Annotated in this window: 11 protein-coding genes and 1 pseudogene; 3 read left to right on the plus strand and 9 right to left on the minus strand. The window is 39.1% G+C overall.

Annotated features, from left to right (window positions below):
* Window positions 1–913, plus strand: a 913-nt coding sequence (locus AFK68_RS27770; protein ID WP_143438364.1) for a pentapeptide repeat-containing protein, incomplete at its 5' end; no start/stop codon positions are given.
* A gap of 1,525 nt (window positions 914–2,438) precedes the next feature.
* Here the strand turns inward: AFK68_RS27770 and AFK68_RS27785 are convergent.
* Both AFK68_RS27785 and AFK68_RS27795 read right to left on the minus strand, forming a co-directional pair.
* Window positions 2,439–2,786: a DUF5615 family PIN-like protein gene (locus tag AFK68_RS27785; RefSeq protein WP_094676474.1), complete on the minus strand. Its 348-nt coding sequence runs from the start codon at window positions 2,784–2,786 to the stop codon at window positions 2,439–2,441.
* 207 nt (window positions 2,787–2,993) lie between these two features.
* The gene (locus AFK68_RS27795; protein WP_094676476.1) at window positions 2,994–3,308 is read right to left on the minus strand and encodes a DUF433 domain-containing protein; all 315 of its coding nucleotides are present in this window, start codon (window positions 3,306–3,308) and stop codon (window positions 2,994–2,996) included.
* 72 nt (window positions 3,309–3,380) lie between these two features.
* Here AFK68_RS27795 and AFK68_RS27800 point away from each other — a divergent pair, with 72 nt between their 5' ends.
* Window positions 3,381–3,617, plus strand: coding sequence for a hypothetical protein (locus tag AFK68_RS27800; protein ID WP_094676478.1), 237 nt, complete (start codon window positions 3,381–3,383; stop codon window positions 3,615–3,617).
* The gene (locus AFK68_RS27805; RefSeq protein ID WP_094676480.1) at window positions 3,614–4,036 is read left to right on the plus strand and encodes a putative toxin-antitoxin system toxin component, PIN family; all 423 of its coding nucleotides are present in this window, start codon (window positions 3,614–3,616) and stop codon (window positions 4,034–4,036) included. The genes AFK68_RS27800 and AFK68_RS27805 overlap by 4 nt, the downstream gene beginning before the upstream one ends.
* A 234-nt stretch (window positions 4,037–4,270) precedes the next feature.
* Here AFK68_RS27805 and AFK68_RS27810 read toward each other — a convergent pair whose 3' ends face one another.
* The 7 genes and pseudogenes from AFK68_RS27810 to AFK68_RS27845 form a co-directional block, all read right to left on the minus strand.
* Window positions 4,271–5,788, minus strand: a complete 1,518-nt coding sequence (locus tag AFK68_RS27810) for a GMC oxidoreductase (RefSeq protein WP_094676482.1) — start codon at window positions 5,786–5,788, stop codon at window positions 4,271–4,273.
* 302 nt (window positions 5,789–6,090) lie between these two features.
* Complete coding sequence (locus tag AFK68_RS27815; protein WP_094676484.1) at window positions 6,091–6,702, minus strand: heme-copper oxidase subunit III; 612 nt, start codon at window positions 6,700–6,702, stop codon at window positions 6,091–6,093.
* A gap of 697 nt (window positions 6,703–7,399) precedes the next feature.
* The coding region (locus AFK68_RS42715; protein WP_246844508.1) for a cbb3-type cytochrome c oxidase subunit I at window positions 7,400–8,368 on the minus strand (969 nt) is incomplete at its 5' end.
* Between the two features lies 1 nt (window position 8,369).
* Window positions 8,370–9,304: pseudogene (locus tag AFK68_RS42720) on the minus strand (cbb3-type cytochrome c oxidase subunit I); the annotation flags it as partial.
* A 354-nt stretch (window positions 9,305–9,658) separates the two neighbouring features.
* Entirely contained in the window at window positions 9,659–10,567 is a 909-nt protein-coding gene (locus AFK68_RS27835) for a cytochrome c oxidase subunit II (protein WP_094676895.1), read from the minus strand.
* A gap of 204 nt (window positions 10,568–10,771) precedes the next feature.
* On the minus strand, window positions 10,772–11,377 hold the full coding sequence (locus AFK68_RS27840) for a DUF2231 domain-containing protein (RefSeq protein WP_094676897.1): 606 nt from the start codon (window positions 11,375–11,377) through the stop codon (window positions 10,772–10,774).
* Window positions 11,374–11,874, minus strand: a complete 501-nt coding sequence (locus AFK68_RS27845) for a DUF2231 domain-containing protein (RefSeq protein WP_094676899.1) — start codon at window positions 11,872–11,874, stop codon at window positions 11,374–11,376. The genes AFK68_RS27840 and AFK68_RS27845 overlap by 4 nt, the downstream gene beginning before the upstream one ends.
* Window positions 11,875–12,137: the final 263 nt, after the last annotated feature.

Genomic DNA, 12,137 nt, shown 5'->3' on the forward strand with positions numbered 1-12,137 from the left:
GGCAGAAAATTCTGTGGAGTTTTTTCATAAGAGTTTTGGTGAGTTTCTCTGTGCAAAACGGATGGCAGAAAGTCTGGAAGATTTGACAGAGAAAACTGGGAAGCGACGTAAGACTTATGTGGTGTCTGATGAGGAGTTGGAATGGCAGGGTTACGATCTGTTTGGTTATAGTAATTTGACGGCGGAAGTTGTGGAATATTTGATGGCGTTGTTGGTGAAAAGTGAGGTAGAGTTGGTGGTGTTGTTTGAGCGGTTGCATGGGTTTTATCTTGACTGGTGTGATGGGAAATTTATTGAAGCGACCGAGGAAACTTTACCTCAGAAAAAGGGGAGGCAGTTGCAGCAGTGGGGTATTGAGTCTGGGCAACGTCGGGGGGATATTTATACGGGGTTGAATGTGATGATTTTGTTGTTTGAGTTGCATCGTTATGGGCAGTCTCAGGAGGGGTTACGGGAGCAGTTGCATTTTTATCCTTGTGGTAAACGTGATAGTGAAGATTTTGAAAACACAAAACTATTGAAGATTATTGGTTATAGTCAGTGTCTTGAGAATCGTGCTTTTGTAGAAATAGTAGGTAAGTTTCTCATTAGTGCCGACCTCATTGGTACCAACCTCATTAGTGCCGACCTCATTGGTGCCAACCTCAGTGATGCCAACCTCAGTGATGCCATCCTCATTGGTGCCTGCCTCAGTGGTGCCGACCTCAGTGGTGCCAACCTCAGAGATACCGACCTCATTGGTGCCTACCTCATTGGTACCAACCTCAGTAATATAAAATGGAATAATCAAACCAACTGGTCAAATACTATCGGTTTACATGAAGCAAGAGAAGTTCCAGAAGACCTACAACAAAATCCAGAATTTGCCGCAGCAGTTGCTCAGTCACGAGCAGCAAGTCAACAACAACAGTAAATTTTTAGGGGGCGTTAGAAGGCTTAAATTCAGACTATGAAAAGGATTTAACAATCCGTCGTAACGCACCATTGAATATGTGTGGGTCTACTTTTTTGAGACTAACCATCAGTAGATTATTAAAGGTGCGTTACGCTTCGCTAGCGCACCCTACTGGACTCTTGCAAAAATATCATTTTGTATTCGCTGTTCATCATAAATACTGAGCTTTCCACCTTTTCTAGACTTTCCAAAATGCCATCTACCTACAGTTAAAACAAATTGCTTCGCAGTAGAACTTGCTGGATTATCTTCCAAGATATCCAATGCTCTATTATAGATTCTTTCTCTCTCAGACTCAGGAAGTAGCATTATATGTGTGATACATTGCATAAAAATCCTCTGCACATCTGAATTTATGGGATTTGTATTCAGATAATCTATAAATGGATTGATTAGGTCGGTTGGTAGTAAGTGTGCTTTGCTAGCCGATATAGCTAACCGCTCGTAACTATCGGATGTTGGTTTGACTTTCTCTTGTTCTAGCAACTCCTTAAAGAGATAATTGGAGCTGAGATACTGGCATTTGCCCACTGCTGTCATANATGTGTGATACATTGCATAAAAATCCTCTGCACATCTGAATTTATGGGATTTGTATTCAGATAATCTATAAATGGATTGATTAGGTCGGTTGGTAGTAAGTGTGCTTTGCTAGCCGATATAGCTAACCGCTCGTAACTATCGGATGTTGGTTTGACTTTCTCTTGTTCTAGCAACTCCTTAAAGAGATAATTGGAGCTGAGATACTGGCATTTGCCCACTGCTGTCATAAATCGTTGATGTGCTAGTTGATCTTGAGGATATGCAGCCAGATGTTTTACCATTCCCTCAAGCATCAAATCACTGAATGACTCAGCTCTTTTTATCACTTCTAAAAATCTCTCATGTGCTAGCATATCTTGAGGTTTTTGGGAAGTGTGTTTGAGCAGCTTTTCAGTCATTAATTTACCAGGAGTATAAGAATAGCCCTCACCCTTGTATTTCTTTATTTTTGCATCTAAAGCACCTAAAGTTTGGATGAATTGCTGATGTTTTTCTCTAGAGTTAGAATTACGATATAAACTATCTAGGATCGGTAGCATTTTTTCTTTTTCAAACTTTACAACCGATCTTCCTCGGTAGTAATTGAGCAAAGCTAGCAGAATAATAAGTATTATTATGGCAAATATATATTCCATTGTTGGAGTCCTCAAAAAATCACCTATAAATCTTAAATTTTAATAATACCATGTCCGGTAGTATCTTTAGTAGTTTGTAGGTTGGGTTGAGGTCACGAAACCCAACACCAAGATATATTTGTTTCTTTGACCAAAAGTCTCGTCTTAGGGAGTTTCGCACAGAAACAATTTTTGTAAGAAGACATTAAGAAAACCTAACAAGAAACTTCCACTTGTTGGGTTTATCCTCCGGATAAGCTCCGCTAACGCCAGCTCAACCCAACCTACCTTAGAAGCGATCGCTCACAATGCCAGTCATAGTGATACTAAAAAGGCAAATATTCAACTATATTCAGCCATTCATCAGCTTCAGAGCCTAAAGCAATCAATTCCAAATCCTTAACAAACTCCCCTATCGTACCTCCAAGTTGATGACCAAAGATTAAACCAGCAAATGGTTTCCCTTGACTTTGCCAAGTTTCAGCGAGTACCTTAAAACCAATATCTTGAGTAAATAAAACTCGACCTTGCAAAGTTGCTCGTGCTAAAAGTTGGTCGTCTAATAATTCTGCAGCATCATCCTCTATTGCAGTAATAACATCAACTCCACGACGACGTAGTTGTTGAGTAATAGCTATGGGAATATGAACATCCATGTAAAGTGGAACAGACATTTTATAGTAACCCCCTAAGACGCATCCTTACTAAAAAAGGTGATGGAGCAGCAGCAGATTTTTCCCGCTGTACNTGCTAAAAGTTGGTCGTCTAATAATTCTGCAGCATCATCCTCTATTGCAGTAATAACATCAACTCCACGACGACGTAGTTGTTGAGTAATAGCTATGGGAATATGAACATCCATGTAAAGTGGAACAGACATTTTATAGTAACCCCCTAAGACGCATCCTTACTAAAAAAGGTGATGGAGCAGCAGCAGATTTTTCCCGCTGTACTTGTTCCCACTCCTGACGAATTTCTGCATTAATCTCATCCTCATGGTCAAAATAATATGCCATTGCTGCATGAGCTTCCGAAAGCCTTAAATAAGGATGTTGGCGACACATTTCGTCAACAGACCATCCATAAGCTAAATAATCCATAACAATTTGAGCAACACGCACCCTGGGTATTCTTTGTAGTCGTGGTGGTTGATTTTCCTCTATTTTTATATGAGGATAATTAACTTTTACAGTCATAACTATAATAGTGAATAGAGTTAGAAGAATATATGCTAATATTATAGCAAAATATTTAAGGTAATAAAAATTATGTCTGAACTACAAGAATTAAGAAAAAAAGCTCTAAATTTATCGGTGAGCGATCGCCTGTTATTACTCCAGGCCATTGCAGATTCTTTGAGCGAAGAACTTAGCCCTCGGCCAGAGTTACCTCCTGATTTTTTAGACAGGATGATTGGAATAGGAAAAACAGACACTCCACCTCCAAATGATGCAGAAGTTGAAGCGATACTTGAAGAACGTTTAGTGGAGAAATATCTAAAATGAGAGTTTTAATAGATACAAATATTGTTTTAGACGCTTTGCTAGAACGGGAAGCATTTGTTGAGGATGCAAGGACTTTATTCACAGCTATTCAATCTCAGCAAATACAAGGATTTGTCACAGCAACAACTTTAACTAATATTTTCTACATTGTTAGAAAACAAACTAAAAGTATTGAACGAGCAAGAGAAGCAGTTGCTATGACATTAGCATTAATGAAAATTTGCGAGGTTAATCGTAATATTTTAGAAACTGCTTTTGCTTCTAATTTGAGGGACTTTGAAGATGCAGTCCAGTTAGCTTGTGCTTATGCTAAGAATGTGGATGCTATTGTTACTCGCAATGCTGATGATTTTGCTGGTGCAAGTCTGCCTATTTTGTCAGTTCAACAGTTATTTGAACAGATGAATAATGATGGATAAAAACATCAAAAACCCACGTTGAAATTTGCCAACGTGGGGAAAATATAATTTCTAAATTTTCAAACTACTAGCGCCTCTAGCTTAAAAATGTGGGTAAGTTTCATAAATTAAGACCTCTCCCCTAACCCCTCTCCTACAAGGAGAGGGGAAATACTCCCCCTTCCCTAGCAGGGAAGGGGGTTGGGGGGTTAGGTTTTTTTTAACCACAATTTTAGTCTAGATAAGCTACTACTATTACTGTAATCTCTCTTTTAAATGTTCCCCTACTCGCAAAGCATTAGCAATAATTGTCAAAGCAGGAGTTACGGCAGCACTCGATGGGAAAAAACTACTATCTACAACATATAAATTATCTACATCGTGGGTACGACAGTTAATATCCAAAACTGATGTTTTCGGGTCTTCCCCAAACCGACAAGTACCACACTGGTTTGCTACAACTTCGATGGGAACTTCCCCACGAGGATAAATGCTACCACGCTTCAATACAGCATTTCCAACCACTTTGTCTACTGACTTCAAGACATCCATCCAACGATGCACTAGGCGATCGTGTGCTTCCCAGTTGTTGGGAGTGTAATGGAAAAATAGCTTATCCCCTTTTACTTCAACGCGGTTATTGGGGTCTGGTAATATCTCCGAATGTATCCACCAACCAATGGAACGCAATGCTAACTGTTTCAAACCAAACCCAGGCATTGCTTTTGCTAACACAGATAATATAGGTGGAGATTCGGCAAAAGTAATATCTTGGAGCAACCCACCTGTGTTCTCAATGTGACCCATTGGATAGGAATAATTCTCGTCTCCCCAATAAAAATCATTTATACCAACGCTTCTGAGAAAGTTACCAGAGTTAGGTTTCGGACTGGGTTGCACTATGGCGGTCATCTGATGTTTCATCAGGTTGCGCCCAACTTGTCCGGAACTGTTTGCTAAACCATCGGGATGTTTTTCGTTAGCAGAACGTAATAATAATGCTGCTGAATTGACTGCTCCACAAGCAAGTACGACAATATCGCCAAAAAATAGAAATGATTGTTTGCCAATTTCTACTTCTACTGCTTTGACAGTATTGCCAGAGGAGTTGGTGAGTAAACAAACTACTTTTGCATTAGCTTTAATAGTAATATTGGGAGCGTCGAGTAGTGGTGCAATACCGAATACTTCCGAGTCGCCAGTGGGGTCTTCCTCTTCGCGAGTCAGAGTTAATGGTAAAGTTTCAGGATGTAGACCTTGTTCGGCGATCGCTTCGACAACTTTTTGAATTTCTGGGTTGTGTTCAACTGCGGGATAAGGATATTCTGCACTGTGGGGAGGTTCGGTAGGGTCGTTGCTTGTTTGACCGTGAACTTTATAAAGTTGTTCTGCTTCAGTGTAATAAGGTTCAAAGTCGTTGTATTTGAGACACCATTCTGGAGAAATTCCTTCTTGATGTTCCACTGCTTCAAAGTCTTTTTCCCGCATCCGAATTAGGGCAGCTCCATAGATTTTTGTATTGCCACCAATAGCATAATTTGTCTGTGGAGAAAATGGTTCCCCTGCATTATCATACCAATTTTCATGGGCGCGATAAAGTTCTTTTTTAAAGATATCAGCGTGCGCTCTATTTTGGATTTCCAGAGGCATAAAATCACCTCTTTCTAGGATTAATATTTTTTTGCCAGTTTCAGCAAGTTTATATGCTAAAGTACCACCACCTGCTCCTGTGCCGACAATAATTACATCATAATGTTGGTCATCAATAATCATTTTTTTCTTCCTTTAATAGTTTTTTTGAGATGTATTGAAGAAGTTAAAAGTCAAAAGTCAAAAGTAATATTTAATATCAAATATGCTTGTGGGTGGAGTGTTATAACAAACCGGGTTTATGAGAGGTAGATGTTAGTATAGTGAGGTATTTAATAAACCCGGTTTCTCTGCTTGAGCGCTACACAAAAAATTTATTCTGACCCCTGAATTAGAGTTTAGAATTTGGGAAATTGTTTAGGTAGACAGCTACACAAAAAATTTATTCTGACTCCTGACTCCTGACTCCTGACTCCTTAATTATTTCACTGCCAAATATAGATAAGGATAAACAAAATAATCCAAATTACGTCAACGAAATGCCAAAATAAAGAAGTAGCATTAATACCAAAATGACTGTTGTCGTAGTTGCCAGGAATGAAAGAGCGACCTAACATAATTCCTTGTAACAAAATACCTGTCATAACGTGCAGACCATGAAAACCTGTCAACAAATAGAAAGTTCCACCGAAAACTCCTGTGGTAAAACCAAACTCTAAACTATTCCATTCAATTCCTTGACCTATTACAAAGTAGGTTCCCATTGCCATTGTTGCCAGCAAAAATATCCGAAACCAAGTTAAGTTATCCTTTTCTAAAGCTTTTTCGGCAAAGTAAATAACGAAACTACTGGAAACCAGAATTACTGTATTAATAGCAGGGTCTCTAACTTCCAAACCAGAAATACCTGGTGGCAACCAGTTAGGAGTTGTGGTTTTGTAAACAATATATCCGGCAAAGAAACTGAGGAAAATTACGCTTTCCGAAAGTAGGAAAACGATAAACCCAAACATACTATTGCCTTCTTCGTCGTGGGTATGTTCCTCTGCTGAGTGCAAAGGTTCCTGCACTTGTTCTGAAGTAACTGCACTATCCATATTAAAATTCTCCTTTTATTTANAATTACGCTTTCCGAAAGTAGGAAAACGATAAACCCAAACATACTATTGCCTTCTTCGTCGTGGGTATGTTCCTCTGCTGAGTGCAAAGGTTCCTGCACTTGTTCTGAAGTAACTGCACTATCCATATTAAAATTCTCCTTTTATTTATATCGCTTCTAGTTAGCGTAGGTTGGGTTGAGTAGTTAGCGTAGGTTGGGTTGAGGAACGAAACCCAACAGATATATAGCTCAAGTCAGAAGTTAAATTCTTACTGTAACTAAATTTGAGAGGAGCGAGAATATCCTAACCATCCTGACGACTTCTATATTACAGACAGATATTTTTGTTGGGTTGCGCTGTCGCTTAACCCAAGCTACTCCTAAATTTGAGAGGAGCGAGAATATCCTAACCGTCCTGACAACTGCTATATTACAGACAGATATTTTTGTTGGGTTGCGCTATCGCTTAACCCAAGCTACTCCTAAATTTGAGAGGAGCGAGAATATCCTAACCATCCTGACAACTACTATATTACAGACAGATTTTTTGTTGTGTTGCGCTGTCGCTTTTTCCTGACGGAAAGCTTTACGCCAGCAAAACCCAACCTCCTCCCAGTTAGCATAGGTTGGGTTGAGGGATGAAACCCAACAGACAAATATAATGGAGGGTTTGGAGACCAAACCCCTACGATGACCTAATTCATAGTTTTGGGAACTGCTGCTATATGACCATTGGGGTCGTTAGCAGTCAAAGGTTCTGACTTACCATAACCATAAGGTTCAGAAATAATTACCGGAAGTTCCTCAAAATTCTCTACGTCTGGTGGGGAAGAAATCATCCATTCTAAACCTATTGCTCGCCAAGGGTTAGCAGGTGCTTGTTTACCTTGTATCCAGGAACTAACCATATTTAAAATGAACGGCAAAGTAGACATTCCCAACAAAAATGCTCCCAGACTTGCTATCAAATTCCAAAACTCATATTCGGGTGCATAGGAAGAAACTCGGCGCAACATTCCTTGCAAACCTAATGGGTGCATTGGTAAAAAGTTGAGGTTTGTACCGATGAATGACAACCAAAAATGCAACTGACCCAAACCTTCATAATACATTTTCCCAGTCATTTTAGGGAACCAATGGTAAATTGCAGCATACATTCCCATTGTTACGGTGCCATAGAGAACGTAATGAAAATGACCGACGACAAAGTAGGTATTGTTAACGTGAATATCTACAGGAACAGCAGAAAGCATGATGCCAGTAATACCTGCAAACACAAACATTATCAACCCACCCAAAGCAAATAGCATGGGAGTATTTAATCGAATTTTTCCACCCCAAATAGTCGCTACCCAGGCAAATACTTTAATTCCAGTCGGTACAGAAACGCACATAGTTGACAACATGAAAACCATCCGCATCCAGGGAGGCGTTCCACTCGCATACATATGGTGTACCCAAACCAGACCGCTGACTCCAGCAATAATCATAGATGAAATTACTACCACTTTGTATCCGAATAGTGGTTTCCGACTGTATACTGGAAATATTTCTGAGAAAATACCAAAAATAGGTAGAATGATAACGTAAACCGCAGGGTGGGAATAAAACCAGAAAAAGTGTTGAAATAAAACTGGGTTGCCTCCGTTAGCAGGGTTGAAAAANACCCAAACCAGACCGCTGACTCCAGCAATAATCATAGATGAAATTACTACCACTTTGTATCCGAATAGTGGTTTCCGACTGTATACTGGAAATATTTCTGAGAAAATACCAAAAATAGGTAGAATGATAACGTAAACCGCAGGGTGGGAATAAAACCAGAAAAAGTGTTGAAATAAAACTGGGTTGCCTCCGTTAGCAGGGTTGAAAAATCCTGTTCCTATTGTAATGTCAAATAACAACATTACTGCACCTGCTGTTAGTGCTGGCAGTCCGAATAATTGAATAATTTGAGCTGCAAATACCGTCCAAACAAAAGCTGGCATTCGGAAATAAGTCATACCTGGCGATCGCATTCTCACAATGGTTGTGACAAAATTGACCGCTCCCATAATGGAGGAAACACCGGAAATGGCAACAGCAAGAATCCATATTACCTGACCGTTAATTACGCTACCTGTAGGATTTTGGATACTCGCGGGAGGATATGACCACCAACCTGCTTGAGCGGGTCCACCAGGAGCAAAGAAACTAGCCATCATTAGGATACCGACTACTGGTACCATCCAGAAAGCAGCAGCATTCAAACGAGGGAATGCCATATCTCTAGCTCCGATCATTATCGGTACGAGATAGTTTGCCAGACCAACAAGAGATGGAAACGTCCACAAAAATAGCATGACTGTGCCGTGCATGGTGAACATTCCATTGTAAATAGTGCGGTCTACAAGGTCTGACTCTGCTGTCATCAGTTCGCCCCGAATCACCATTGCAAATATTCCACCGACTAGGAAAAAGATAAAGGAGGTGACTAGGTATTGGATACCGATAACTTTATGGTCGGTACTGAAACTAAAGTATCGTCGCCAGTTGGGCGGTTGTTCATGTTCTGGTTTTTCTATGGCATCACCGGTGCCTTCGATTGTTATTTGTGTCATAGAATATTTTTTTCCTTTGATATCTGCAAATAAAAATATGTAGGTTAGCTAAATTGTAGGGTGCGTTAGACAGCTACAATAATTCACTATAAAAGGCATTTAACAATCTGTCGTAACGCACCATTTCAGAATTATTGCAGTAAGACTGACAATAAATGCTTGTGTCATATATTACTTTTGCAGTTCTGAGTTTAAAATTTTCTTGTTTCTACTTCCTTATCTACCTTGTCTGTCCAACAAATAAGGTTTCCAGCTTCCCCTTTTAAGGGTATAAAAACAATAACTTCAAGCATCTGAATTCAGCTAGAGGTACTGATAACTGATAACTGACAACTGATAACTGAAATAAGCTCCCTAACTCTTATGATAATTAACAATAGGAGGTGCAGCAGGTATAACTGAAGGCCAACCTGGTTGCACAGGTGCTTCTGATTTTTGAATATATTCAGTATGTGCCTGATTTTCTGCTGGAGATAATCTAGTATTTGCTGCCGTTGCCAGCCAATTTTTGTAATCTTGCGGAGATTCAACAACTACATCTGCTGCCATTGTAGCAAAATAAGTACCGCTATATTGAGAATCAGTCAGACTATATTTGCCAACCCGGATGGGAGTAAATTCAAAATCTATTGGATGCTTAGGAATAATGTCTTGCTTCAGTCGAAATGCTGGAATATAAAATCCATGCAGCACATCTTCTGAATTTAATGCTACCCGCACCCGTCGATCTACAGGTAAGTGCAGTTCGGTGCTAGTCACGCCATTTTCTGGATAGCGAAATACCCAAGACCACTGTTTGGCATAGACTTGGATTTCTTCCACAGGTTCACCTGCAGTTTCTAATGGAGCTGCATAAGCTGATTCCATTTCTAATGGTGTATGCAAATGTACTAATTCCATTGGTCCCTGAATTGCCATTTTTTCATAGACATTGTAGCTGTAAGCAGCAATCCAAAATACTAGAAAAATTGGTATTGCCGTCCAAACAACTTCTAGGGTAACGTTACCTTCAATATGAGGTCCGTCGCTATAGTCATATTTGGCAGCGCGTTGGAAAATAACGGAATACATTATAGTTCCAGTTACACCCAAAAATATGAAAGTACCAAGAGTTACCAGAAAACTAAATAACTCATCAATTAATATAGATTCTGCTGCAGCTTGAACTGGCAACCATGAGTAAGATAGTTGCCCGATCCAAAAACTAACAGCAGCTAAAACCAGAGCGATCGCTCCCAAGGTTAAAATAGTGCGGATTTTCATATCAATATGGAAATAGGGAACAGGGAATAGGGAATAGGGAATAGGTAGTCAATACACCTCTACAGTAGGTAGGGACGTTGCATGCAACGTCCCTACAGAGTAGGGGGAAAAAATTGATTATTTCTTGGCGATAATTGATTTTATTTTTGATTATTGGAGATGTCTAATAGGATGTGTAATAATTTTGCTAGGAACTTACTAAAATTATTTTAGGACAACATTAGGATCTTTGCCAATTTCTAGTAAAGCATCAGCAGTATTATGTACTCCAAATTCCGCAGCTAACTGTGCGCCCAAAGTACCATGAACATACATAATAAACATGATAAATAAACCAACTCCTAAATAACTCCATTGCACTTCTAGAAGTTTATCCTTAGAAAAAATATAACGTTGAAATCCTCTCCAAATCGTCATTCCCACAATCATCGCTAATAGCAAAACACCACCAACTCCATGCCACAGCATCGTATCCATTGCTCCCAACCCCCAGACACTTTTAAGTTCAGGAGATGGTTTTGCCAGCATAATTTCATAAAATCCTGCTGCTACCGTGAAAAATGTGATAATTGATGAAGCTAACATATTGTACCAACCTACATCAAAAAAGTTGGAACGAGTCGCAGATATCGCTAAAACTTTCAGGAATGGTTTTTGTAGAGGAAACAATATCCCAACAATATCAAAAGCAATCCCCATAATAAACAGACCTAGGGTCAGATGAACTAAATTCGGATGAATGGGGATGGCGTAGGGAAGTCCATTTGCTCCAAGTTGGGCACTCAAACTATCTATTAATTCTGGGTTCATTGTAAAATTCCCTCCTTTATTGCTTCCACTACTGGTACTGTGTGTAATCCATAAACCCAAACCAGTTTATCTCCCAGGTAGACTTGAAAAAACACTATCCCTACTAATACCAATCCTAATCCCAGATATGGGATCGGTAATTTTTCTGTGTTGTTAGAACGAATCACATAACGCCAACCAGTGATAGCAGCAATGATTCCTGAAAGAGACCAACCAATTAATGTATGTAAATTTAGCACTGGTTGAACTGCTTCATAAGGTTGTGCCAGACCTGCTTCGTATTGACCAAATATTATGGCAATAAAAATAGAAATGGTGGCAAAAAACATATTCCACCAGCTTACTTCATATAAACGGAAATTACGAGTGAAATAACCAATAATGTCACATAGGAAGGCAAATAATACCATCGCTATTACGAAGTGGACAACGATGGGATGTATTGTATCTGGATAGGGTAAATTGTGTTCATTTAAAGGTGGTAGATACTCCCACATAGTCTTCTCCTTAAGTAGATATAGATATGCGTGAAAAAAAAGTTAAATTTTACGAGTTACTTCAGAAAAATATTTTCATTAACTTTTTCTCATAACGTTCTACTTGAATTTAAAGAAGATATCTATTTTTAACCGTATCAATACTCACAATTTTCCGACAAAAATACTCAATTCTTTTTTTTTTGATGAAAGTTAAAAATTCATGTATTTAAGTTGACATAGTTTTTTTTAAGATTTGACGGTTTGTCATAGCGAACTATACT

This window comes from Hydrocoleum sp. CS-953 (assembly GCF_002260545.1).
Classification (GTDB): Bacteria; Cyanobacteriota; Cyanobacteriia; order Cyanobacteriales; family Microcoleaceae; genus Trichodesmium.

What these genes read in the sequence shown, in the direction of transcription:
- AFK68_RS27815 (WP_094676484.1), bottom strand. Translation starts at nt 6,702, where the DNA reads ATGGATAGTGCAGTTACTTCAGAACAAGTGCAGGAACCTTTGCACTCA.
- AFK68_RS27785 (WP_094676474.1), bottom strand. Translation starts at nt 2,786, where the DNA reads ATGTCTGTTCCACTTTACATGGATGTTCATATTCCCATAGCTATTACT.
- AFK68_RS27835 (WP_094676895.1), bottom strand. Translation starts at nt 10,567, where the DNA reads ATGAAAATCCGCACTATTTTAACCTTGGGAGCGATCGCTCTGGTTTTA.
- AFK68_RS27845 (WP_094676899.1), bottom strand. Translation starts at nt 11,874, where the DNA reads ATGTGGGAGTATCTACCACCTTTAAATGAACACAATTTACCCTATCCA.
- AFK68_RS27805 (WP_094676480.1), top strand. Translation starts at nt 3,614, where the DNA reads ATGAGAGTTTTAATAGATACAAATATTGTTTTAGACGCTTTGCTAGAA.
- AFK68_RS27840 (WP_094676897.1), bottom strand. Translation starts at nt 11,377, where the DNA reads ATGAACCCAGAATTAATAGATAGTTTGAGTGCCCAACTTGGAGCAAAT.
- AFK68_RS27800 (WP_094676478.1), top strand. Translation starts at nt 3,381, where the DNA reads ATGTCTGAACTACAAGAATTAAGAAAAAAAGCTCTAAATTTATCGGTG.
- AFK68_RS27795 (WP_094676476.1), bottom strand. Translation starts at nt 3,308, where the DNA reads ATGACTGTAAAAGTTAATTATCCTCATATAAAAATAGAGGAAAATCAA.
- AFK68_RS27810 (WP_094676482.1), bottom strand. Translation starts at nt 5,788, where the DNA reads ATGATTATTGATGACCAACATTATGATGTAATTATTGTCGGCACAGGA.